Source organism: Paenibacillus sp. FSL M7-1046, assembly GCF_038007405.1.
In the GTDB taxonomy this organism is placed as follows: Bacteria; Bacillota; Bacilli; order Paenibacillales; family Paenibacillaceae; genus Paenibacillus_AQ.
The window spans coordinates 6,993,792-7,017,689 of the sequence record NZ_JBBOXB010000001.1 but is presented as its reverse complement, the minus strand read 5'-3'; the positions used below and the strand labels follow the sequence as shown (position 1 = coordinate 7,017,689).

Here is a 23,898-nt window from a genome sequence, read left to right as displayed (position 1 = left end):
ATGTGCCTGAGTGCGCGTTTTGAGATTGAACTATATTTAGAATAAAAGTAATATAAATAAATAAATTTGGAACATTGACGAGCAACTGCTGGAAAGCATGTGTTACCTCAACTATTTTATGCAGGCAGAATAGAAGAAGGAGGGGTGTTCAATGCCCAAAGGTATCCCGAATCTGTACATTGAGCCTGATTGTGAGCACAACCGCCAGTTTGCTAAAGGCTGTGCCGCACCGAGCCCTGGCGAGATCACAAAGGGTTGTGTATTTCAAGGCTCCCAGGCTGTTCTGCTTCCTATCTCTGATGCCGCGCACCTTGTGCACGGAACGTCCGGCTGTCTTCAGAACAGTTGGAGCATGCTGGAAGCCGGTATGCCGGGAGGGCCGTTGTCGAAATTCGGATTTTCCATGGGGCTTACGGAAATGGATATTATTCTCGGCGGGCAAAAGAAACTGTTTGAAGCTATAAACTATATCGTGGAGCACTATCGTCCTCCCTGTATATTCGTCTATGCCACCTGCATTACGATCCTCACCGCCGAAGATTTGGATACGGTGTGCCGTAAAGCCGAGGGTCTATGGAGCATACCGATCATTCCGCTGCATAATTCGGGACTCATGGGGAGCGGTAATATGGGAAACCGCCAGGCGGGCGAAGCGCTGTTCGAAAAAGTCATTGGAACCTGTGATTCAGACCCCAGGAAATTAACCCCTTTTGATATTAATCTCATTGGCGATCATCATTTTTCCAAAGAAGGACATGAAATTGAAGCTATGCTATCCAAAATAGGGATCCGTGTCATCTCGCGCATTGCCGGCGAATGTACGTTCAGCGAGCTGCGCTCGGCCCATCAGGCCAAACTGAATATGCTGGTGTGCAGCCGCTCGATGGTTACCTTGGCCCGGAAAATGCGTGACTCCTTCGGTATTCCTTATTTTGAAGGCTCGTTCTGCGGCTCCCGGGAGATTCGCTTCTCCCTGCGGCAGCTCTCCTTCCACTTTCAGGATGAGGGTCTGGACAAACAGTTGCACCGCTATATGCGCCGGGAAGAGGAACGCCTTGATAAGGAAATCCTCCGCCGCTACAAATCACTCAAAGGCAAAAAGGTTGTGCTGTTCACCGACGGCATTGAAAGCTGGATCTATATCTCGCTGCTCTATGAGCTGGGGATCAAAATCGCCGCCATTGGCACGAATCAGAATGCACAGGAGGATCTGTCACGGATAAAAGAGAGGATTCATGAGGACACACTACTGGTCGTCCAAAGCGATGAAACCCGGATTCTTAAGCTGTACCGGGAACGGAAGGCCGATCTGATGATCGTGAGCGGACGCAATGCGTTTGTGCCTCTGAAGGAAAGGATTCCTTTTATGAACATCGATGAAGAGCAGCATGGGGGATATGCCGGTTATGATGGAGTTAGAAGATTTGCTCAGGATCTAATGGATACCCTTGAGCAGCCCATCTGGAAAATGATCCGCCGGCGTTCACCGTGGGAGGTGGAAAGCTATGGACAAGGCTGACAGAGCAGTCTCGAAGCCGTTGTCTGTCAATCCCTTTCAGACCAGTCAATCGGTTGGCGGTGTACTTGCGCTACAAGGGATTTACCGTGCCGTACCGGTTCTGCATGGTGCGCAGGGCTGCGCGGAATCAGTGAAAACGGTGCTATCCCGCCATTTCCGCGAACCGATTTCGCTGCAGAACATTGCCATCCATGAGCAGAATTTGATTTTTGGGGGTGGGGATGGCATCCGCGAGATGATCCGGCTGGTCATGGAGAGGCATCATCCGGATGTTGTCGCGCTGATAGGCACCTCCCTGACAGAAGTAGTGGGCGAGGATCTACTGGGAACCGCTGAAACTTATTACAGGCAGCACAAGGAGATGTTCAAAGATAAGCTGATGTGCGGGTTGTACCTCCCCGACTATGAGGGCTCTCTGGAATCAGGTTATGCTAAAACGGTTTATTCCGTGATCCAAAAAGTCATCCGAAGTCGCGGAAGGCTATCACGGAAGAAGAAGCGGGGCCGGATCAATCTGCTGCCGGGATCCCATCTGACACCGGGGGATGTGATGGAGCTGAAGGAAATGATAGCTTCTTTTGACATCGAGGTTATCGTCCTGCCGGATTTGTCCTCCTCGCTCACCGGGCATTTAATGACAGGGCATACTGCACTCTCCCGGGGAGGGATTCCGCTGGATTATTTACGGGAGATGCTTACGAGCACGTATACGGTTGCGATCGGCAGCTCGATGGAGCCTTGTGCGAGACTGCTGCAGGAGGAACTGCAAATCCCTTATCAGATGTTTCACGGTGTAACCGGCCTGCGGGAAAGTGATGAATTCTTCCTGTTCCTCCGGCAGTTCAGCCAGAGTGAAGGACAGAATAAATACCGCTGGCAGCGGCAGTTTCTGCTCGATTGCTTGCTGGATACCCGTTCGGTCTTTAGAGGGAAACGGATTCTTGCCGCGCTTGAGCCCGATCATCTGGTTGCGGTGTACCAATGTCTCTCGGAACTCGGAATCAAGTCCTTCGGCTCGGTCATCTCCGCCGCTTCACCGGCTGTGGCTGTGATCGCGGAAGCGGTGCAGGTTGGCGATCTGGAGGATCTGGAGCGGATGGCCGCTGGGGGTGCCGACCTGTGGCTAAGCAATTCATACGGGGAGCAGACCGCGCTTAAGAACGGCATTCCGTACTTTCCGTTGGGCTTCCCTGTCTTTAACCGCTTTGGGTCACCGGCCAACGTTTCGGTTGGTTACCGGGGAACGGCCGATCTGCTGAACCAAATCGCTAATATTATGAATAGCAAGGAGAGGATCAGCTGATGAAGATAGCCTTTGCGTCCAACGAGGGCAGAGCGCTGGATTGTCATTTCGGGCAGTGCACATCATTTGCCATTTTTGATTTCGGGGAGAAGGGATACCGCTTGCTGGAGACAAGGCCGCTTCCGGCCCCGCAGCCGGAGACGGAGGAATGCGATAAATTCCAGCAGAGGGTGGATCTTATTCAGGATTGTACGGTTTTATTTGTAGTGAAGATTGGCGGCGATGCCACTAAAACAGTCATGAAAGCAGGTATTATCCTCCTGCAGTCCGAACAGGGGAGGGAGATTATCCCGCAGCTTGAACAACTAGGGCGGATGCTGAAGGAGCGTCCGCCCCTGTGGCTGGTCAAAGCTTTGAAACGGGGGCAGGGACTGGGGCGAGCGGATCATCTATTATGATGGCGAAAGTATGCTGGACCCCTTTTTAGTGCGGTGATGGCATCTGTGAAATCGAACAGATGGAGTTTCACCGGCGTTTGGACGAATAGCAGAACACAATACGGGTGCTGTCCTTTGTCAAGGGCGGCACCCGTTTCTGCTTATGAGGGCACGATCATGAAATGAATCCTTAGGCAAAAGGAATGGCGGCAATCTGGATGCAGTGGGTTGGACAGCTGTCAAAGGCTTCCTGCAATTCTTCGTGCAAATCCTGTTCAATGGCTGTTATGCCCCGATTCTTATCTCCTTCATAGATCACTCCGGCAATTCCGCTGTAGTCCAGATCGAAAATGTCAGGAGCTGCGGAGTTGCAGGCGCCGCAAGCGATACAGGCCTCCTGGTTGACGCTGGCAAATTGACTCATGGTTTTCTCTCCTCTGTTTTTTGATAAATTTCGTAATAAAGCTGAAGATCTGTCAAATAACATATCTCCTAAGGACTACAACATTCCTATACATGTCATTTTACATCCCCTCAATGACCAATCACAACGGTAAAACAGACGAATTAACAGTAGGTTCATTGAATGTGTCATATAAGCTAACTTTAATATTACAAAAGTGTATTTTTCATGAAAATGATTGCGCTTTTATAGATGTGTGTTATGGATTTGTTCGGGATTTATTTTATATATGTCATGTAATATCGGTAAAATAACGGTTACAAATGTCTGTTTACGAATGAATAATAGATATGTCTGTATTATGGTTCGTCTATGCCATTGACAGCTTTTTCAATTTTGTTATGATCTAGTCAATTCCAGAGCAACAACAGATTCAGACTAATTCAAAGGGAGTGTGGAGAAATGACGAGAAAGATTGCAATCTACGGTAAGGGCGGAATCGGGAAGTCGACTACACAACAGAATACAGCGGCGGCATTGGCTTATTTCCACGACAAAAAAATATTCATCCACGGCTGTGACCCAAAGGCTGACTCCACCCGGATGATCCTTGGCGGGATGAATCAAAAAACTTTGATGGATATGCTCCGTGATGATGGTGCAGAAAATATCACCACGGAGAAGGTAGTCAAGGAGGGCTATCTGGGTATCCAGTGCGTGGAATCGGGCGGTCCTGAACCGGGAGTCGGCTGTGCCGGCCGCGGCGTTATTACAGCGATTGATCTGATGGAGAACAATGGAGCCTACACTGAAGATTTGGACTTTGTATTTTTTGATGTACTTGGTGACGTAGTATGCGGTGGATTCGCAATGCCGATCCGTGACGGTAAGGCACAAGAGGTGTACATCGTGGCATCTGGCGAGATGATGGCTATATACGCAGCGAACAATATCTGTAAAGGTCTGGTGAAATATGCCAAGCAAAGCGGTGTCCGCCTTGGCGGTGTCATCTGCAACAGCCGGAATGTGGACCGGGAAAGAGAGTTTCTGGAAGAATTCACTGCTTCCATCGGCACGCAGATGATTCACTTTGTACCCCGCGACAATATTGTGCAAAAAGCTGAATTTAACAAAAAAACGGTTGTTGAGTATGATGCGGAGTGCAATCAGGCGCATGAATATGGAGAGCTGGGACGTAAAATCCTCGAAAATGAGAGCTTCGTAATTCCCAAGCCGCTGAGTATGGATGAGCTGGAAGCGATGGTTGTTAAATACGGAATTGGCGACTAAGCGGATGCTTCCGAAGCGAGATTTATTGCGAAGAAATACAGGAAGTAATGCTCACAAAACTTTTTAGGAGGAATGATTATGCCGCATCATACATTTAAGTGCAGCGAGTGCATCCCTGAACGGAGACAGCATGCAGTGATCAAAGGTCCCGGTGAGGATTTGACGTCAGCTCTTCCCGAAGGGTATCTCAACACTATTCCCGGAACGATCTCTGAACGGGGTTGTGCCTACTGCGGAGCCAAGCATGTTATTGGCACGCCGATGAAGGATGTTATCCACCTAAGTCATGGTCCGGTGGGCTGTACCTATGATACCTGGCAGACCAAACGTTACATCAGCGATAATGACAACTTCCAGATCAAGAACACATTTGCGACGGATGTAAAAGAAAAGCATATCGTATTCGGAGCGGAAGGGCTGCTCAAGAAAAATATCATTGAAGCTTTCGAGGCTTTTCCTGAAATCAAACGGATGACGATTTACTCTACCTGTGCCACGGCGTTGATCGGTGATGATATTGGCGCGGTTGCTCAGGAAGTCATGGATGAAATGCCTGAAGTCGATATCTTCGTCTGTAATTCTCCCGGGTTCGCGGGTCCAAGCCAATCCGGAGGCCATCATATCATTAATATCGCCTGGATCAAGCAGAAGGTAGGAACGGTGGAACCTGAAATCACTAGCGATTATGTAATCAATTATGTCGGCGAGTACAACATCCAGGGAGACCAGGAGGTTATGGTTGATTATTTCAAAACCATGGGCATTCAGGTGCTGTCCACCTTTACCGGAAACGGCTCCTACGATGATCTGAGAGCGATGCATAGAGCGCACCTCAATGTTCTGGAATGTGCGCGTTCCGCCGAATACATCTGCAATGAGCTGCGGGTGAAATATGGAATACCGCGTCTCGACATCGACGGATTTGGCTTTGAGCCGCTGTCGGCATCACTCCGCAAAGTCGGATTGTTCTTCGGCATAGAGGACCGGGCACAGGCGATTATCGATGAGGAAACTGCCAGATGGAAGCCGGAGCTTGACTGGTACAAGGAACGCCTGCAAGGCAAAAAAGTATGTCTCTGGCCGGGCGGGTCCAAGCTCTGGCACTGGGCCAATGTCATTCATGAGGAAATGGGACTCGAGGTTGTCTCCATGTATACGAAATTCGGCCATCAGGGCGACATGGAAAAGGGTATTGCCCGCTGTAATACGGGTGCGCTAGCGATAGATGATCCGAACGAGCTTGAAGGACTGGAAGCTCTGGAGATGCTTAAGCCCGACATCATTTTAACCGGTAAACGTCCGGGCGAAGTGGCCAAGAAAGTACGTGTTCCTTATCTCAATGCGCATGCCTATCATAATGGTCCTTACAAAGGCTATGAAGGCTGGGTCAGATTTGCACGCGATATTTATAATGCGATCTATTCGCCGATTCATCAGCTGTCCGCGCTGGATATCAGCAAGGATGCGATTTCGACGGATAAAGGCTTTGCTACCCAGCGGATGACCTCTGATGCGAATTTGAGCGAAGAAATCCGGTCTTCTGTAACGTTAAGACAATATACAGGAGGGTATGATTCGGTATCCAAACTGCGGAACAAAACCTATCCGTATCTACAAAATCAGCTTGCCGGCGTTTAGGCATATGGAGGAGATCTCATGGAAGAGTTGATGAAAGAGAGAGTTGCACAGCTGGAAAATTATATTTTGAAGCATTGTCTATGGCAGTTTCATTCCCGCACCTGGGACAGGGAGAAGCAGAACGAGGGCGTTCTTTCAAAGACCATGCAGATTCTGTGTGATGAACCCGTGGACAAAGGAACCCCCGCAGACCGCTGCTATTGGGTAGATGCCGTAGTTCTGGCGGAAGAGTACAAGAAGCGGTTCTCGTGGCTTGCGGCTTTGGACAAAACGGAAATTAAGCTGTTGATGCAAGGGCTGAAGGAACGGATCGATTATGTAACCATTACCGGATCGCTGAACAAAGAGTTGACCGTCAAGCAATATTAATTAGTTATCAGCTCTACAACAGATCCAGTCAAGGTGGACGCGCACATGAATAATCGGAGGGGGTAATACTATGACTTGTGAAATCGTTCAAAAGGAACGCAGCGGTGTTATTAATCCGATATTCACTTGCCAGCCTGCAGGCGCGCAGTATGCCAGTATCGGAATCAAGGATTGTATCGGAATCGTTCATGGAGGGCAGGGCTGCGTGATGTTCGTCCGCCTGCTGTTCTCGCAGCATTTCAAGGATAACTTTCTACTCGCCTCGTCTTCCGTGCATGAGGATGGAGCGGTATTCGGCGCATTAAACCGTGTCGAAGAAGCAGTTGATGTCCTGCTCATGCGATACCCGGATATCAAGGTAGTGCCGATCATCACCACCTGTTCCACGGAAGTCATCGGTGACGATGTGGACGGCGTGATTTTGAAGCTTAATAGCGGGCTTTTGGCGGAGAAGTATGCCGGACGCGAGGTGCATTTGATACCGGTTCATACGCCGAGCTTTGTGGGCAGCCAGGTGAGCGGGTATGATGTGGCTGTGGAAGCTTTTGTGAAGCATTTTGCCCAAAAGGACCAGCCGAACGGCAAGCTTAATCTGATCACTGGCTGGGTTAATCCCGGAGATGTGACGGCACTCAAGCACCTGCTGGCTGAAATGCAGGTGGATGCGACGGTGCTGTTTGAAATAGAAAGCTTTGATTCTCCGATAATGCCGGATAAAAGCGGAGAATCGCACGGCAATACGACGATTGCCGATCTGGCCGGAACGGCCAACGCACTGGGTACCATTGCGCTCAATAAATACGAAGGCGGTAAAGCCGCCAAGTATCTCCAGAATGAATTTGATATACCGACGGTCATCGGACCTACTCCGATCGGTATCCGCAATACAGATACCTTTTTGCAGAATGTCAAACAATTAACGGGCAAAGCGATTCCGGAATCCTTGGTCCGTGAACGCGGGATAGCCATCGACGCCCTGGCTGATCTTGTGCACATGTTCCTCGCCGACAAGAAGGTAGCGATCTATGGACATCCCGATCTGGTTATCGGTCTGGCTGAGTTTTGTATTGATCTGGAGATGAAACCCGTCCTTCTGCTGCTGGGTGACGACAACACGACCTATAAGAATGATCCCCGGATAAAGGCGCTGCAGGAAAACGTGGAATTCGATATGGAAATCGTCTTGAATGCGGATCTGATGGAACTTGAAACCCGCATTAAGAACAAGGATGTGGAGCTGGACCTGATCCTGGGCCACTCCAAGGGCCGTTTTACCGCCATCGACAACAATATTCCCATGGTGCGTGTCGGGTTCCCGACCTATGACCGCGCGGGATTGTATCGTCATCCGACTGTTGGATATGCAGGTGCGATCCGGCTGGCTGAAGAAATCGCCAACACTTTATTCACTGATATGGAGTACAAGAAGAACAAGGAATGGATTTTGAGTGTGTGGTAGGACCTGCGTTCCCCAAGGACTATATACGGGAAGGGTGAATCGTTATGCTGGTAACGGAAACGGATGTAGAGGAATTTGAAGAAAATTATCGGGATGCCATGGGATACCATCGCCGTGCGGAGCAGTTTTTGCATCAAAAGCAGCGGCTAAGCTTGGTATTCAATGTTGGCTCTGTTGCGCTGGAACGGTACCTTGTCGCCTTATGCCATCTATACGGGATCATGCCCTTGAATCACAATTATATCTGTCTCATGAATGCAGTGGAATCTGTCATTGATGTTCCCAAAGAGCTGAACAAGGAGATCCGGTCACTGGATTTTATTTTCGGTATCTGTTCGCTGGATGATTATTTTCATGGCACACCGAAGCCGGAGGATTCAACCCGTGTGCTGACCATGTGTGAAAAGGTGCAGCAGCTCTTTGATCCGGGCAGAATCTCCTTGGCAAAAGCGGCTGGTGACGTTGGCTGAGATGCGAATCCATTATCTGCAGCATGTAGCTATGGAGGACCCGGGCAGTATTCTGGCCTGGGCCAGTGAGCAGGGATGCAGTCTTACGTATACGTTGTTCCACGAGTCAGGGGCGCTCCCGGCTGTGGACAGCTTTGATTGGCTGCTGATCCTGGGCGGCCCCATGAATATTTATGAAGAGGAGCGCTTTCTGTGGCTGGCTGAAGAAAAGTTGTTCATCCGTTCTGCCATTGCTGCCGGAAAGATAGTGATTGGTCTTTGTCTCGGTGCCCAGCTTATTGCGGATGTGATCGGCGGACAGGTGACAGCAAACCGTGAGCCTGAAATCGGCTGGCTGCCGGTACGCTGGAGTGCCAAAGTCCGGGAACACCCGCTCTTCTCTTTTTTTTCTGAAACCTCTATCGTGTTTGAATGGCATTATGATACCTTCAGCTCTTTGCCGCCCGAGGCGGAGGTTCTTGCCGAAAGCGATGCGTGCGCTCATCAACTCTTTATTTACAACGAACGGGTTTTCGGATTCCAGTTCCATCTGGAGACTACACCAGCAATGCTGGAGCAGTTGATTGCGGAATACGGGAGTGAGCTGCAGCCTGCTGCCTATGTGCAGTCTGCCGGGGAAATGCTCGCTCATCCGGAATATATCGTGCTGAGCAATACCTGGATGGCGGAGTTTTTGAACCGGCTCAGCGAACAGGAAAGGAGGAGCAGGCCGTAATGGAGCATATCAGCTATAAGCAAAGGGACTGCCGCGACCAGGATAAAATCGTAGATTTCCTGACTGTCGCAAGAATTGGCATTGTAGGAATCGGCGGGGATGCTTATCCCTATGCCGTGCCGGTCAATTATGTATGGCATCAAGGCTCTGTATATTTCCACGGCATGGGTTCGGGCAAAAAAGTGCGTCTGCTCGCGGAGCATCCGGCAGTAAGTTTCACCGTGTACCGGGAAGACAGCACGTTGACTGATCCGGTCCCCTGCAAGGCAGATACCGCATATTTCAGTGTGATGCTGTTCGGTGATGCAGCCAAGGTTACCGATGTGGGAGAGGCAGCTGGAGTCCTTCAGAAGATTCTGGAGAAGTATACACCGGGCTTCTATAAGCAGGAAATGTCGGAACGTATGGTAGCGAAATACAGGTCCTCCATGGATGGGAACGGAGTAGCCGTCTACCGGCTGACTCCGGTTCATCTGACGGCCAAGGAAAATGCGGCTGTCTGAGTAAACGGTCCGGCAGTATACAGCGTAAGTCCGGATCTTCACTTTAGCAGGAGTATCCTGCACTCAATCACATATGGATGGCGGAATTCCTCACGCGTACATGCCAGAGTCTCCTATTAAAGGGGGCTCTTTATCTTTCGGGTTCACCGATACTCCGTAAATTTGCACTAGGGCAAAAAATATGTTCTAATTTTAAGTATATTCTAAACCCCAGCTTTTTTGTTGCATATACTTGTAGTATCCTGATACGAACATAAGTGGTCCGGCCAATTTACAGAGGAGGCGATGGTATGTTTAAGAAACTGCTGAAAAAGGTGATTCATTCCGTTGAGCATTCCCAGCATAAACACTCCAGCAGCAAACGGGGAAGGCAAGGGTATGCCCGTCATTCCAGCTCCGATAAGAAAATACAGTATTCCCGTCATTCCAGCAGTGACAGACCGAGATCCCGGGGAGGTTCTTCTTCGGACTACCGTCATGGCAGCGGTCATAAAGGGCATAAATATTATAAGAATAGATACGGCAGCCATTCGAGCTGAGCGGTTAAGACCTCAGCCCGGGGAGACTTGCCGCTAGTTCGGAGACAAACTCGGAGGTGCTCTGATAAGGTACGCCTTCACCGAGCAGCCTGATGAGAATAAGCTCCAGCTGTGGTGAGAGCTCAAGCTCCTCCATCCAGCTGCCTTCAGCTGCACCGGATGTGGGGCTGAAACGGGAGTAGAGCATGAATAGCATCAGGTGTCCGATATCAAATAGATCAGCTTGAATGGTTGAAGGCTTCGACGGCGTTACGCTGTTGAAGCCTGTTTGTGTTTGCTGCCGGACTGCTGTGTCATTGCCGCCGATCGGTGCAGCTAATCCGAAGTCGATCAAATAGAGATCTTCGCCCCGCATAATCACATTCGGAATGCGGATATCCAGATGAACAAAGCCCTTTGAATGAACATATTGCACACGTTCCATAAGCTCCAGTGTCCACTTCACCGTGTCCTGCTCTCCGAAAGTCCGGCTGTCCGCAAAGATCAGATCCTCTAACGTTTTGCCCTCCACATAATCTGTCACCAGCCAATAGGAGCGGTTCTCGCTGAAATAATCGCGGCAGGCCGGGATGAAGGGATGCTCCAGCTGTGAAATGACCTCCCGTTCCCAGGCCAGCATCTTTTGCCCGATTCCTTTCTTACTCGGCTTGGCCTGCTTCACAGCTACGATCTGCTGCTCCTGTTCGTCCATGCACCGGTAGGTAATTCCGTAGCTGCCAACGCCAATCTGCGCTATAATTCTGTACCGCTTACCGATAAAACTGCCTTTCTCTAGTGGATAGTCCGCCCATGCCTGCAGGAAGCTTTTCAGATATTTATACACGTTGACGTTACCTCGTCTTCTTTATTTCTCATGATTTATAAATTATATCATTGGCCTTGGGGCATCTGCCATTGCCGCTGCTGAACGGTTGACGGATAGGAAGAGTACTGGCTATAATAATTTATACAATAGCTAATTAATTAATATAATTATTAATCAAAAGGAAAGCGGTGAACAAATGAAGACAGAAGGAACATTAACAGTCCATACGGGGCGGAACTCAGCGATTTGTTCGGCATCTTCTTCGAGGATCTCAACCATGCAGCGGACGGAGGATTGTATGCCGAACTGGTCCAGAACCGGTCCTTTGAATTTGATCCCATAGACAAGGCTGACTACCATGCGCTGACTGCCTGGGAACCGGTGATACGCGGAGACGGGCAAGCTGTAATCACTGTGGAAGACAAAGAACCTTTAAATGCCCGGAATCTCCATTATGCAGTCATCGACATTGTGTCGGAGGGTGGCGGAGTCGGCATCATGAATCTGGGCTTTAACAGCGGCATCCCGGTAAAAGAAGGCGATAATTATAAATTCTCCATGTACGCACGCCGCGATAACAGTTGGGATACGTCTCTGACTGTAACGATAGAAGGAGTAGACGGCACCGTTTATGGTGCTGCGGAAATCACCGTGAACAGCAGTGAGTGGGCCCGGTACGAGGCCGTAATACAAGCTGATAGTACAGACAACAGCAGCCGGCTTGTAATCCTTGCAGGGGGAAGCGGAAAGGTATGTCTGGACATGGTGTCCCTGTTCCCGGAGAAGACCTTCCTGAATCGGCCCGGCGGCCTGCGCGAGGATCTCTCAGTGCTGCTCGCGGACATGAAGCCAAAGTTTATGCGTTTTCCGGGAGGCTGTCTGATCCATGACGGGTCGCTTAACCCGGATGACAGAAACTCGATGTACAGATGGAAGAATACCATCGGGGATATAGCCCAAAGACCGCCCAGACGGAACAACTGGAGTTATAATCAGACGCTTGGATTAGGGTATTTGGAGTATTTTCAATTCTGCGAGGATATTGGCGCGAAGCCGATTCCGGTTCTGCCCGGCGGATACGACCCGCATCATAAACGGATTGTGCCACTGGATGAATTGCAGCCGTGGATTGATGATGCGCTTGATTTAATAGAGTTCGCGAACGGCGATTCCTCAACGGAATGGGGCGGCATCCGTGCCGGCCTTGGCCATCCGGAGCCCTTTGGCCTGGAGTATATCGGCATTGGGAACGAAGAGGTAGGCGAGCCGTTTTTCGAACGGTATCCCTGTTTCCATGAGGCCATCAAGGCCAAGTATCCGGAAATTAAGGTGATTAATTCGAGCGGCCCTTTCTCAGCGGGCAAGGAATATGAACGGGGCTGGGCATCAGCCAGAGCAAACGGCTCCGATCTGGTAGACGAGCATTATTATGCGGCACCGGAGTGGTTCCTGGCCAATCATCACCGGTATGATGAATTTAAAGCCGGTGAGCCGAAGGTATTCCTCGGTGAATATGCCTCATGGGGCAACACTTATTATAATGCGCTGGTCGAAGCTGCGTTCATGACCGGGCTCCAGAACAACGCCCACGCGGTCGGACTGGCCTGTTATGCCCCCATGCTCTGCAATGTGGATTATGTCAATTGGAAGCCGGATATGATATGGTTCAACAATCATCAAGCCTACGGGACGGCCAATTATTACGTGCAGAAATTATTCATGAACCACCAGGGAGATCAGCTGCTGGAGATGAGAAGCTGCGGATTTGCACCTGCTCAAGCACAGGAGGATCAACCGATAACCGGAGCCATCACACTGGCGGTGGATGCTTCCGCTGCCCGTTTCTCCGAGATCACACTGGTTAACAATCTGACCGGAGATGTGAAGGCTTATGCAGACCTGTCCGGTGAGGTTGCGGATCTGCCGGATCCGGCTTTAAATGGAGCAGCCAAGCGGACGCTGGAGCTGGGTCCTACGCATTGGACGGATTACACGCTGAGTCTGAAAGCGGTACGCACCGGAGGGACAAAGGGGTTTGTGCTCTATTTTGGCAAAGCAGATGAACAAAATCATTTATTCTGGGAAATCGGCGGCTGGCAGAATCAGGATTCCATAGTTGCTTCCATTGCACAAGGCAGAAATTCCGTCTTGACCCAGACCCTGTTCACCGTCGAAAGTGATGTGGAATACAATCTTACACTGGAGGTCTCGGGAAGGCAGATCCGCACTTATATTGACGGAGAGCTGATTAACGAGGCGGAAGATAAACTGCCTGTAATAGAACCGCTCTATTACACAGCAAGTGTAGAGCATTCGACCGGGGATATGATTCTCAAAACAGTTAATGTGCAGGAAGTGAGCGTTGCTGCTGAGATTGTACTGGAAGGATTGGCGGACAAGCGACTGAGTATAGAAGTGTATGAAATGTCGGGACATCAGCCGGAGGACGAAAACAGCTTCGAGCAGCCCATGCTTGTCTCCCCGAAACAGAAGGCCTTGCAGACAGAGGGCAGCAGCTTTGCTTATGAGTTTCCGAAGCAGTCGGTGACAGTGATGAGACTCCGATAAGCAACCTTGTATAGCTGAGAATAGACCATAAGCGCTTAGCTTCCCGGGAAGCAGGCGCTTTCTGCTGTTTTATCCGCTCTTTTGCGCTGGTGTTAGGGGACTGGCCCTGCGGATTTCAATCGAAACTGGCTTGGGGTAAGCCCGACGAACTTCTTAAACTGCCGCATAAAATGCACGCTGTTCTCATAGCCGCAAGCGGAAGCAATATGGCTTACCGGGTAGGAAGTGTTCTCCAGCAAATACGAAGCGTACCCGAGCCTGTTGTGAATGACGTCAACCATGACCGGAATTCCGAAGATCTGCTTGTACATATGCTGGAAATGCGACCGGCTGAGCCGCAGCTTCTCTGCAAGCTGATCCACGGTAAACCAAATCCAGGGCGAGTTATAGACTTCATTGCGCAGAGCCAGAAACTGATCGTAGTATTTGCTGATTTGCTCGTGATTCTCCACATGATTGCGGATATCGCTCAGCTTCATAAAAAGACAACGGATCGTGTAATCAATAATTTCGCTGTGGAACGAGCCGGTTTGCAGATGCTCCAGTTGAATATCATTCACTTTTCTGGAGATATAGAACGGGTCATGCGCCCGGATCAGCGTGTCAAACGGAAGATTCAGCTGACTGAAGAAATCCTCGGCGTCCTCCATCTCAAAGTGGAACCAATCATGGATCATCGGACATCCGGCCCCCCGGTAGAACTGAAGGCTGCTTTTCTTGTAGATAATGTAGGTGTTTTTGTCGGCGATGATCGTTTGGCCCTGTAGCTGTATCTCCATGGTGCTGCGGAACATTAAAAACAGATAATCCCCCGAACCATGGGGACGGTCTATCGTAAACCCTTCGGGATGGATGACGTTATAACCGCATCTCTTCAGCTGTATCAATTCCACACTCTCCCAAAACATATAATAGATCAGTTAGAGGATAGAATAAAACATTTTATTTTAAGGGTCAAGTAAGAGCTATATGTGAGATTAACAGATAATAAGTTAGTGACAGAGATAAAAGTAAGAGGGGATTCATCCGGGATTCTGAATGGACGCATTCAGTTATTCGTAATCAGATGTCAGAACATTCAGAGAGAAATTGTGTCGAGTGTCAGTAAAATATATAATGAAAGAGTAAACGCAGCTAAGAACAGAGACGGCAGCGGCGAAGCAAGGCGGGCATCATACATACCAAAGGAGAAATTTAATGTGAATGAGAAGCTGAAGAAGGCATATGAACGAGTGGGATTGTCTGAAAACGTATCCAGAGAAGAGATAAATAAACGGTTTGATCTGCTGCTTAAACGGCGGCGTTCCAAAGCTTCCGATGATGAAAGGTCGGCGCCGGAGGAGGATTTTCAGGCCTTCAAGTTTATTCTGGATAGTCTGGACGAGCAGGAGATTCAGGAAGCTGAACAGCAGAGACTGGCGAAATACGGCAAGCTTTCCGGTTTTGCGAGTAAATGGGAACGGTTTATGCGGCTGTACAAGACACATGTAATAGTATCTATTATTATCGTTATTGTACTGGCTGTAGGCGGGAACGCGCTTTATAACAATTGGCAGCATAAGAAATACCTCGCCTCTCTGCCGCCGGTTGATGCGGAAATCATGTTCCTGGGCAATTTCGGGGTTCAGGACCCGGATGGCAAGACGGATGCTCTGGAAAAGGCAGTTATCGCCCAATACCCTGATTGGAAGCGGGTGGAGGCCAGTATCGTTTATCTCCCGCAAACAGGACCCGGTTCGGATACGTTTGATATGAACTATATGCAGAAGGCCGTTGTAGAACTGGCGGCGAATCAGCCGGATGTTCTCATTCTGGATGAAGCAACCCTGGAATGGATCGGAGGGCAGGATGGCTTCGGAAATCTGGAGGCCGTCGTAGCAGACGGGGCAATTGCCAAAGACGATTCCCGCCTGAAATGGGGGAAGAATGAAGAAAGCGGACAGGAGGAGCTGTACGGCGTAGACATTACAGATTCACCGTTTGTTTCCGCGCTTCCACTCAACCACAATTCCAAAAACATCATTATTGGGGTCCTTGGTGAAGATGAAAACAAGGACAAGCTCATTTCGTTCATTGAGAAGATCGCCGGGAAGTCAGCCGCTCAAAAATAAGCCTTGAGGTTCTCTGAAACTTCGATTGGATAGAACAAACCGTTATCATGCTGCTTTGCGCAGCACGATAACGGTTTTTTACAATAGGCAAACAAAAACCGTGCCACCTTATACGGGGCACGGTTTTGTTATGCGTATAGCAAGCAGGTAGCAGGTTGAGGGACGCATATCCAGTCAGGGAATTACAGCCCTGTCTGTGCAGTCCTACAGCCCCGGCTTGTCCTACTGTTCCAGGCGGTAACCGCCATGAAATACAGGGCCGACATATTGATTGAAGGCGTAACCGCTGCGGATGGCTGCGGAGACGAAATCCTTCGCTTTGACTACTGCGTCATGCACGGACAGGCCGTTCGCCAGGCCGCCGGTAATGGCAGCTGCAAACGTGCAGCCTGCTCCGTGATTGTACGCAGGTTCAATTTTGGCGGTCTCAAGTACAGTATATTCGGAGCCGTCGAAGAAGACGTCAATCGCAAGGTCTCCACCTAGCGCTTTCCCGCCTTTGACAACGACATTTTGGGTTCCCAGCAAATGGATCAGGCGTGCAGCCTCTTTCATTTCTTCAATCGTTGTGAGCTTGCCCAGTCCGGAGAGCACCCCTGCTTCAAACAGGTTAGGAGTGGCTACGGTAGCCAGCGGAAGCAGCAGATCGCGGATGGCATTTGCGCTCTCCGGGTTCAGCACCTCGTCTTCACCTTTGCAGACCATAACCGGGTCAATGACCACATTGGTCTGGAGGTTTTCCTTGATCGCTTTTTCCGCAACAAGCACAATATCCACACTGCCCAACATCCCTGTCTTCATCGCGTCCACAGGTCCACCGGCAAAGATAGTTTTCAGTTGCTCCGCCACGATGGAAGAGTCAATCGGGTAGACATTATGGTGCCAGCCGTTATCCGGGTCCATGGTGACAATGGTCGTTAAAGCGCTGAAGCCGTAGGTGCCATACTCCTCAAAGGTTTTTAAATCAGCTTGAATGCCTGCGCCTCCACTGGAGTCACTGCCGGCAATGGTTAGGGTTTTTATGATCTTTGACAAAGGTAACGTCTCCTTCTTGTATATGAAATTCTAAAGCCTGATTCAGAGGGAATCATTTTAAACTCTTTCGATATTATAACAAAAAACACCGCCAGCGTCCTCAAAAAAGCACACTGCGCTTGTTTCACTCCGGGCTTTCGCCTTAGGGTCAGTGGTGAATGCGGAAATGTCATAGGTAGGAGCAAGGGTTCCATTCCTGCTGCGGTGCATATCAATATAGGAGAAAAGCGTGTGCTCACAAAACTTTGAGGAGGGTACCATGATAGAAATCAGCGTATGCATGATTGTCCGCAACGAGGAGAATAGCCTGCCCCGCTGCCTGTCTTCGGTAGGGGCGATTGCTGATGAAATCATCATTGTGGATACCGGGTCAACGGACAACACCAAAGAAATCGCCTTGTCCTATGGGGCGGTTATTTATGATTTTACCTGGATTGATGATTTCTCAGCCGCCCGCAATTTTGCTTTCAGTAAAGCTACCAAGGAATATATCTTCTGGCTGGATGCCGATGACTACCTGAAGGACGTGGATCATGCACGGTTCAGGGAGCTGAAGCACAGCTTGCCAGACGGTGTGGACAGTGTGAACATGCAGTACAATCTGGCTTTTGACAAAGAGGGGAGAGTCGTCACCTCTTTGCGCCGCAACCGGCTGGTCCGCAGAAGCTGCAATTTCAAGTGGATAGGTCCGGTGCACGAGTATCTGGAGGTCTACGGGCCCGCTTACAGCAGTGATGTCTGCATCACTCATGAAAAAGACAAAGTATACACAGACCGCAATTTGCGGATCTATCAGAAGCGGGTGGCGGAGGGTGAGGTATTCTCGCCGCGTGACCAGTATTATTATGCCAACGAGCTGCGCGATCATGGAATTTATGAGGAAGCCTGCCGCTATTATGAGTTGTTCCTCGACGGAGGATTGGGCTGGATTGAAGATAGTTACCAGGCCTGTCTTAGGCTGGCTGAATGCCGGGAGCGGCTGGGAGACAAGGAGGGAGCCTTCCAGTCATTATGCCGCACGCTGCAGTATGATACCCCCCGGGCGGAGTTTTGCTGCCGGCTAGGTGCCTGGCATGTAGAGAAAGGCCAGCTGCTCCCGGCTGTCTACTGGTATGAGCTTGCGATTAAACTCCCGCGGAATAATGATTCTATGGGTGTGAAGAACGAGGCGTTTGCCACCTGGGTGCCGAATCTTCAGCTGGCTTTATGTTATGACCGGCTGGGCCAGCGCGAGAAAGCTAATCTATTCAATGAAGCCGCTTTGCTCTATCATCCCGTCCATCCCAGTATGCTCTACAACCGCAATTATTTCAAAAATGTGCTCGGAGACAATTATGTAGAGCTGCATTCACGGAAAGCTGCCGAGAAGGAAGCGGAATAACGCGTTGCCCGCCCAGCTCCTTGGCCGCTTTGCTCTTTGAATAAGGGGCTTTTGAGCAGACCTACTTGCACTTTGCGGCTGCATCCGGACTCCAATGCAGCTATTTCGGATAAAAAGCATCATTCAGCGAGGAATCGGACCTCATGGACGTTATGCTCTACATTTGGCGATAAATGGCCGCCTTTTGGCGAGAATAACGGCTATGCAGTCCGCCGGCAAGGAATACAGCACGTTCCTGGTAAGATAGCGGCTCCTGAGTCCGGTAGACACAGCAAACATAATAAGCCAGTTTACTGGAACAGCATTTTCTGAATGCAGGAGACAGAACCATCTGTTCCGCCAGCTGCCTGCGGTAGTTTCCATCCCATAATCCCTGAACAGGCGGCAAAAGGCCCGCTGCATCTATCATATGCAGCAGGCCTTTTAGACTTTAATGACTGTGTGCAGCCTGTCCGGTGCTGTCCACCAGCAGCTGGGGTTCACTGCTTCGGATGAAATCCAGCACCTTGTCAAAGATGATGCGGTGTCCTTCTTTATTGGGGTGAATCCCGTCCCGGCAGATGAACTTGGTGAAATCCGGCTGCTGGAGAAAAGCGCCCCGGACATCAATGATTTTGGTTCGGGTGCTCTCGGCGACCTTGATAATCGTGGAATTGTATCTTTCCTGCCACCAGTAGATTTTAGTGATGCTGCCGAGCCATTTCAGAATATTCACTTCCGACGCCGGGTTGTTTCCGCTGACCCATTTGAAATAGCTGTCCGCATCCAGCGGAGGGAGACTCATCAGAATAGGCATAATTCCCTGGCTTTTCAGGAAATCAATCATATCCAGCAGCATTTTTTCGAAAGCCGTGAAATCGGTCTTGGGATTATGCTCTGCCTCAGGGTTATTCATAATTTCCTCCCAATGAAAGTCGCAGTCATTTCCCCCATATTCGATCAGTACCACATCCGGTTTCTCCTTCAGCACATCCCGTTTCAGATTGCCGAAGCCCTTGAGCAGTGTGTTGCCGAATCTGGCCGTATTGCGCAGCGCTCCCTTCAGATTGCCCTGAAGCAGCGACACGTAATTTTCTTCCAGAATGACATATTTGCTTCTCGCTTCATCATAGACCACCCCTTTGGAGATGGAATCGCCGCTTACCATATATTTAAACTGGGGCACGGCAGTTTGTTTGTCCGATACGTTCATATGACTAGCCTCACCTCCGATAGCTATATTGTACTTAATCTTAGTGTAATCCATTCGTCCAAGGATTGCCTATGTATATATGTCATGGATTTAGGGGCTGAAGAGGTCCAGTCACTTCTTAAATAATGCCATATCCTATATAGAGTTAAATTTGTGACAAGGAGGCGTTTTGTAATGACCCAGGTTGTTGATTTCAGTAAAAGCTCAATATCCAGCTTCAGCCAGTCGATTTCCGTGCCGATCCTTGGCGCTCCTTCAAGCAATACACTGACCCAGTTTGGACTCGCGACAGCGCAAGGAGGCAGTGTCCTGCTCAATGCTTCGGTTGGCGTGCAAACCACACTCGGAAGTCCGGACCTGCTGTTCACGATTTTGCGCGGGGCAGCCGCTATTTTTTCAATTCGTGCAAGTGCGCTGAACGCCGGACAATTTGACCCGATTAGTTTCTCCTATGTGGATTCCAATGTGCCTGCCGGATATTTTGCCTATACGCTGACGGTCTCGATTGTTAACAATGCTGCCCTTAATTCTGCAAATCTGGTAGGTCCTGTGGATTTCTCAGGACTATCGTTGGTGTGACGCCATGACACAACTTATTGATTTCGGAAAAAGCATCCCGTCGAGCTTCAGCCAGTCCGCATCATTGCCCGTAAACAGCTTGCCAAACAGCACTGTTCTGGGACAATTTGGTTTAGCTGTAGGCGCTAATGGATCAGTTTTACTTCAAGGCACCATTGGCCTGCAAAGCACTGGACCAAACAGCTCCGACATTATTTTTACGATCTCGCGCAATGCAGTGCAGGTCTTCACCATTCGATCCAGCGGGCTGGCAGTAAACGACTTTGAAGCCGTTCATTTCTCCTTTGCAGATAGCGGAATCCCTGCCGGATATTATGGATATGCTTTAACCGCTTCTTCAATCGGTACGGTGAACCCGCCGGTTATTATCGGTCCGCTTTTATTCTCGGGGCTTTCCATCCTTTAACTTTTGAGGCTGCCGGAGCGATCATGCTCCTGGCAGTTTTTTTTATACTCCAGGCCTGAACCTTTACTATTATTTTTCGTTTACTCACCGGTTGGGCAAAGTTTTCTCTCATTGGACAAATAATAACCACATACACATGAATGGAATTGTATTATTCCTGATTGCGAAGGAGGTGGGCTGCGCATTGTCCTGCGGGAAACTCTCTGCTTGCAGCAGACGGAAAGGAGTTTAGAAAATATGCCCTTTACAACGGGGGCGGTTTACAATCCGCCGGCCGGACTCAACCATATCGACCGAATTCAGATTTCGTGCCTGAATGATTCGATTGTTGCCTCAATTAATATCAATTTGCAGATCTTTCATTTTCGGGGCAACAATTTCACCCGCGTCCCGGTGGGCGAGGCCCTATTTCAGGTCAATCCCCAGCAGCTTGTCGTTCAGACCTTTTCTGTGAGCCTCGCTGATTATTATGAAGCTCAAATCAATTTCTACAGTGCCGTTAATACTGTCGTGAATGTGTTTGCTTTGGACACCGCAGGGAATGTCCTGGAAAACATTCTTCAGCCGGAGCTTACATACATCGACCGCTTAACAATTCTCTCTACTTAAAATGGGGTGATACGAATTGGTGAATGTCAATGTTACCGCCGGGCTTCCGGGCAATCATATTGAACCTTCAATCGCAGTAAATACGTTGAGTCCGAATATTCTGTGCGCGGTGGCGGTGGATGACAGCACAGGTACAGCTTTGACCGGATTCTACAGATCTATTGACGGGGGGCAGACATGGTCGGCTACAATTCTGCCGCAGGCACCGGGTTATATGAGTGCTGAAGCACCTACCATAGACTATACGTTTCCTAATACCTTTATTGTTGCCGTTCATTTTTTTAATGCGTTTAATGATGGAACCATTGCAACCTATACCTCTTTCGACAACGGAGTGACCTTTAATCCCCCTGTTATTGTCCGGCGGGGTTTTGGTCTCTATATCCACAATGATGAGCCTTTTCTTGCCGTGGACCGCTCACCCTCCAGTCCGTACCTGGGAAATGCCTATGTAGGCTACACGCCGCTATATGATCTAGCACAGAACTCGGCGATCTTCTTTCAACGTTCCTTAGATCAGGGATTAAGCTGGGAACCTCCGCAGCGTATATCAGATCCGAGAGGGAGGCTTGAGCGTGCTGCTCTGGCGGTCGGGCTCGCCGGTGAGGTATACGTCGGTTATATTCAGCTTGGGGCGGGACCTAAATATGCCTATATCCGGGTTTCACTGGATGGCGGAGTCACCTTTAATCCTCCGGTTACCCGTGGAGCTACATTTATTGCCAATACAGTGCCTGTGCCAAGTCCGCTGCCCGTACCGAATTATGCATTCCGTGTGCAGACAAATCTCAGCCTGGGGGCGGATATCTCAGCCGGATCCTTCGGCGGGTTTGTGTATGCGGTCTGGAATGATTTCCGGCTGGGATATGCAGACATCTTTTTCTCGCGGTCGCAAGATGGCTTACTCTGGTCTCAGCCGGTCAACATTACGGGGGCGCCGCCAGGCTCGCAGAATTTTTCACCTTCGATTACGGTGTCACCTTCCAACGGAACGGTGCGGGTAATTTATTATACGAACCGTCTGGATGGTTTCCTGCTGGATGTCTTCGTGGCGGAATCCATCAACAGCGGCTTGTCCTTTGTGAACCGGAGAGTATCGGATGTGTCCACGAATCCGAACGGGAATTCACCTACACCAGTTCCGCTCATTGGAGATTATATTACCGCAGCAACGATCTTCCCGGATACACTGGGAGCTGTATGGAACGACACGCGGCTTGGAAAACAGGATGTTATTTTCGGGAATTGAACATATGTATGTAAGCCGCAACAGAATAAACAGCAGCTCAACGCCAAATTTCGGCAGTTGCGCTGCTGTTTTGCTTTTGAGGAAATCGTTATTTCCTGCCTGCCCTAAAGCTGTTCATCCTGCGCACCAGTGCGGACTTGGGCTGATTGTCTACAGGTGTGCCTTGGAGGAAATTTTTGATACTCCGTTCCATGATTCTGACGCTGTTCTCCCAGGTCCATCCGGCAGAATCGTTTTCTCCCTGCAAGGCTAACCGGGCTCTGAGCAGATGATCCTGGCTCAGGCGGAGGACATCCTCGGCGAGCCGGTTCTCGTACCGGTAGGAGAGCAGACAATTCTCTTCATGACGGGCATATTCCAGATTGCCGCCGGAGTACACGGAGACGAGCGCCGCTCCGCAGCGCATGGCTTCCAGTCCCGGAAGGGACCCGGTATCAAAAATGCTGGAGCTGACAAAGATATCCGCACCATTGTAGTGATAGCAGAGCTCCTCATCATTCTGCGGTGTGAAGAAGCGGTATTTGCCGCTGGCCTTCATCTGCTGCAGGGAATCCGAGGTATAGAATTCATCCGGCGGACTGATGAAGTTGATGTTTACACCGGGAAGATTCTGTTTGACGATATCCAGCTGCTGTACCAGATAATCCTGTTCGCGATGCCAGGAGAAGCCGTTCTCAACCTTGCGCAGAATAGCGGTAATGTTCAGCGGCTCCTGCAGCTTGTGGCGGATACGCATATTATTAAAGGAGGAGCTGATGCCGACAGGCACAATACTTCCTGAAATCCCATGATTTAATTCAATCAATTCCTTCTGCCACTGTGATAGAACGATCAGCTTGCCGGTGGTATGATAACTGGGAAAGGATACATGATTTTCCGGCAAAAAAAGCGGCTCGTAACATAAGGACAGGCGTACATGAACTCCCTTTCCATTCTTGCTGGCGGCTTCGGCCACAGGCACAGTGGTATAGAAATTGGAAACAATGACATCGCTGGCCGGAAAGTCGGTTTCACGCAGCACCGTGTGGTCGGTGCGGAGCAGGGTGGAGTGGATCTCATAGGAGATGTCGCCCTCCAGCGGCATGAGAATCACAACCTGGTGGCCCAAAGCTGTCAGACCATTGGTGAGCTCCACCAGCATCCGTTGCGCCCCGCCATGGCATAGGGTGAGAATGGGGAATGTGAACCTCATCGATGATCGCCTCCCTTCTGGAGAATATAGCATCAGCAGCGATGCTTTTTGTATACTATTTTATTCAGAAGGATAGGAAAAGTACCGGGTATCCGGTCATTAATCAAAATGAGGATGAGTGAAGAGCCGAGAGCTGGTCCGTTGTCCGGAAGCTCGCGGCTGCAGGAGGAAGACGCACATCTTTTG

25 protein-coding genes are annotated in these 23,898 nt (G+C 49.9%); 18 read left to right on the top strand and 7 right to left on the bottom strand.

Features of this window, described 5'->3' with window-relative positions:
• The first annotated feature begins 151 nt into the window (after positions 1 to 151).
• From NYE29_RS31520 to NYE29_RS31510, 3 genes are read left to right on the top strand one after another with little or no spacing between them, the layout of a single operon-like run.
• Positions 152 to 1,519: a nitrogenase component 1 gene (locus NYE29_RS31520; RefSeq protein WP_340899037.1), complete on the top strand. Its 1,368-nt coding sequence runs from the start codon at positions 152 to 154 to the stop codon at positions 1,517 to 1,519.
• Positions 1,506 to 2,822: a nitrogenase iron-molybdenum cofactor biosynthesis protein NifN gene (gene nifN / locus NYE29_RS31515; protein WP_340899035.1), complete on the top strand. Its 1,317-nt coding sequence runs from the start codon at positions 1,506 to 1,508 to the stop codon at positions 2,820 to 2,822. Before NYE29_RS31520 ends, nifN begins: the two co-directional genes overlap by 14 nt.
• Positions 2,822 to 3,220 carry a NifB/NifX family molybdenum-iron cluster-binding protein gene (locus NYE29_RS31510; protein WP_340899034.1) on the top strand — a complete coding sequence of 133 codons (399 nt, stop codon included), beginning with the start codon at positions 2,822 to 2,824 and terminating at the stop codon, positions 3,218 to 3,220. Before nifN ends, NYE29_RS31510 begins: the two co-directional genes overlap by 1 nt.
• Positions 3,221 to 3,389: 169 nt before the next feature.
• On the opposite strand, the gene NYE29_RS31505 is transcribed toward NYE29_RS31510, so the two are convergent.
• Entirely contained in the window at positions 3,390 to 3,623 is a 234-nt protein-coding gene (locus tag NYE29_RS31505) for a ferredoxin (protein WP_038599442.1), read from the bottom strand.
• A 441-nt stretch (positions 3,624 to 4,064) separates the two neighbouring features.
• Here NYE29_RS31505 and nifH point away from each other — a divergent pair, with 441 nt between their 5' ends.
• The 8 genes from nifH (at position 4,065) to NYE29_RS31465 (ending at position 10,585) form a co-directional block, all read left to right on the top strand.
• Positions 4,065 to 4,892, top strand: a complete 828-nt coding sequence (nifH, locus tag NYE29_RS31500; RefSeq protein WP_038590008.1) for a nitrogenase iron protein — start codon at positions 4,065 to 4,067, stop codon at positions 4,890 to 4,892.
• A gap of 78 nt (positions 4,893 to 4,970) precedes the next feature.
• Entirely contained in the window at positions 4,971 to 6,530 is a 1,560-nt protein-coding gene (gene anfD / locus NYE29_RS31495) for a nitrogenase iron-iron protein, alpha chain (RefSeq protein ID WP_340899031.1), read from the top strand.
• A gap of 18 nt (positions 6,531 to 6,548) precedes the next feature.
• Complete coding sequence (gene anfG, locus NYE29_RS31490) at positions 6,549 to 6,899, top strand: Fe-only nitrogenase subunit delta (protein WP_038590016.1); 351 nt, start codon at positions 6,549 to 6,551, stop codon at positions 6,897 to 6,899.
• A gap of 70 nt (positions 6,900 to 6,969) precedes the next feature.
• Entirely contained in the window at positions 6,970 to 8,358 is a 1,389-nt protein-coding gene (gene anfK, locus NYE29_RS31485) for a Fe-only nitrogenase subunit beta (protein WP_340899029.1), read from the top strand.
• 44 nt (positions 8,359 to 8,402) lie between these two features.
• Positions 8,403 to 8,828 carry a hypothetical protein gene (locus NYE29_RS31480; protein WP_340899026.1) on the top strand — a complete coding sequence of 142 codons (426 nt, stop codon included), beginning with the start codon at positions 8,403 to 8,405 and terminating at the stop codon, positions 8,826 to 8,828.
• Positions 8,779 to 9,543 (top strand): type 1 glutamine amidotransferase, encoded by a 765-nt coding sequence (locus tag NYE29_RS31475; protein WP_340899024.1) that lies wholly within the window; start codon positions 8,779 to 8,781, stop codon positions 9,541 to 9,543. The genes NYE29_RS31480 and NYE29_RS31475 overlap by 50 nt, the downstream gene beginning before the upstream one ends.
• Positions 9,543 to 10,046 (top strand): pyridoxamine 5'-phosphate oxidase family protein, encoded by a 504-nt coding sequence (locus NYE29_RS31470; protein WP_076113001.1) that lies wholly within the window; start codon positions 9,543 to 9,545, stop codon positions 10,044 to 10,046. The genes NYE29_RS31475 and NYE29_RS31470 overlap by 1 nt, the downstream gene beginning before the upstream one ends.
• A 290-nt stretch (positions 10,047 to 10,336) precedes the next feature.
• Positions 10,337 to 10,585 (top strand): hypothetical protein, encoded by a 249-nt coding sequence (locus NYE29_RS31465; protein WP_076113002.1) that lies wholly within the window; start codon positions 10,337 to 10,339, stop codon positions 10,583 to 10,585.
• A gap of 4 nt (positions 10,586 to 10,589) precedes the next feature.
• Here the strand turns inward: NYE29_RS31465 and NYE29_RS31460 are convergent, their stop codons facing one another.
• Positions 10,590 to 11,408: a serine/threonine protein kinase gene (locus tag NYE29_RS31460; RefSeq protein ID WP_340899020.1), complete on the bottom strand. Its 819-nt coding sequence runs from the start codon at positions 11,406 to 11,408 to the stop codon at positions 10,590 to 10,592.
• Between the two features lie 228 nt (positions 11,409 to 11,636).
• Between NYE29_RS31460 and NYE29_RS31455 the strand changes: the two genes are divergently transcribed.
• Entirely contained in the window at positions 11,637 to 13,958 is a 2,322-nt protein-coding gene (locus NYE29_RS31455; RefSeq protein WP_340899018.1) for an alpha-L-arabinofuranosidase C-terminal domain-containing protein, read from the top strand.
• A gap of 92 nt (positions 13,959 to 14,050) precedes the next feature.
• On the opposite strand, the gene NYE29_RS31450 is transcribed toward NYE29_RS31455, so the two are convergent.
• Positions 14,051 to 14,845: a helix-turn-helix transcriptional regulator gene (locus NYE29_RS31450; RefSeq protein WP_340899015.1), complete on the bottom strand. Its 795-nt coding sequence runs from the start codon at positions 14,843 to 14,845 to the stop codon at positions 14,051 to 14,053.
• Between the two features lie 312 nt (positions 14,846 to 15,157).
• On the opposite strand from NYE29_RS31450, the gene NYE29_RS31445 reads away from it, so the two are divergent.
• Positions 15,158 to 16,069, top strand: coding sequence for a hypothetical protein (locus NYE29_RS31445; protein ID WP_340899013.1), 912 nt, complete (start codon positions 15,158 to 15,160; stop codon positions 16,067 to 16,069).
• Positions 16,070 to 16,291: 222 nt separating this feature from the next.
• Here the strand turns inward: NYE29_RS31445 and thiD are convergent, their stop codons facing one another.
• Positions 16,292 to 17,104 carry a bifunctional hydroxymethylpyrimidine kinase/phosphomethylpyrimidine kinase gene (gene thiD / locus NYE29_RS31440; RefSeq protein WP_038590041.1) on the bottom strand — a complete coding sequence of 271 codons (813 nt, stop codon included), beginning with the start codon at positions 17,102 to 17,104 and terminating at the stop codon, positions 16,292 to 16,294.
• 259 nt (positions 17,105 to 17,363) lie between these two features.
• Here thiD and NYE29_RS31435 point away from each other — a divergent pair, with 259 nt between their 5' ends.
• Positions 17,364 to 18,485 (top strand): tetratricopeptide repeat-containing glycosyltransferase family 2 protein, encoded by a 1,122-nt coding sequence (locus NYE29_RS31435; RefSeq protein WP_340899010.1) that lies wholly within the window; start codon positions 17,364 to 17,366, stop codon positions 18,483 to 18,485.
• A gap of 157 nt (positions 18,486 to 18,642) precedes the next feature.
• On the opposite strand, the gene NYE29_RS31430 is transcribed toward NYE29_RS31435, so the two are convergent.
• Positions 18,643 to 18,873, bottom strand: a complete 231-nt coding sequence (locus tag NYE29_RS31430; RefSeq protein ID WP_340899008.1) for a hypothetical protein — start codon at positions 18,871 to 18,873, stop codon at positions 18,643 to 18,645.
• Positions 18,874 to 18,915: 42 nt separating this feature from the next.
• Complete coding sequence (locus NYE29_RS31425) at positions 18,916 to 19,677, bottom strand: SGNH/GDSL hydrolase family protein (protein WP_038590046.1); 762 nt, start codon at positions 19,675 to 19,677, stop codon at positions 18,916 to 18,918.
• Between the two features lie 174 nt (positions 19,678 to 19,851).
• Between NYE29_RS31425 and NYE29_RS31420 the strand changes: the two genes are divergently transcribed.
• From NYE29_RS31420 to NYE29_RS31405, 4 genes are all read left to right on the top strand, one after another.
• Positions 19,852 to 20,256: a hypothetical protein gene (locus NYE29_RS31420; protein WP_340899004.1), complete on the top strand. Its 405-nt coding sequence runs from the start codon at positions 19,852 to 19,854 to the stop codon at positions 20,254 to 20,256.
• Positions 20,257 to 20,260: 4 nt separating this feature from the next.
• Positions 20,261 to 20,662, top strand: a complete 402-nt coding sequence (locus NYE29_RS31415; RefSeq protein ID WP_340899003.1) for a hypothetical protein — start codon at positions 20,261 to 20,263, stop codon at positions 20,660 to 20,662.
• A gap of 237 nt (positions 20,663 to 20,899) precedes the next feature.
• Complete coding sequence (locus NYE29_RS31410) at positions 20,900 to 21,271, top strand: hypothetical protein (RefSeq protein WP_340899002.1); 372 nt, start codon at positions 20,900 to 20,902, stop codon at positions 21,269 to 21,271.
• A gap of 19 nt (positions 21,272 to 21,290) precedes the next feature.
• Positions 21,291 to 22,520 (top strand): exo-alpha-sialidase, encoded by a 1,230-nt coding sequence (locus NYE29_RS31405; RefSeq protein ID WP_340899001.1) that lies wholly within the window; start codon positions 21,291 to 21,293, stop codon positions 22,518 to 22,520.
• Between the two features lie 88 nt (positions 22,521 to 22,608).
• On the opposite strand, the gene NYE29_RS31400 is transcribed toward NYE29_RS31405, so the two are convergent.
• The gene (locus NYE29_RS31400) at positions 22,609 to 23,712 is read right to left on the bottom strand and encodes a glycosyltransferase family 4 protein (protein ID WP_340899000.1); all 1,104 of its coding nucleotides are present in this window, start codon (positions 23,710 to 23,712) and stop codon (positions 22,609 to 22,611) included.
• Positions 23,713 to 23,898 lie beyond the last annotated feature (186 nt).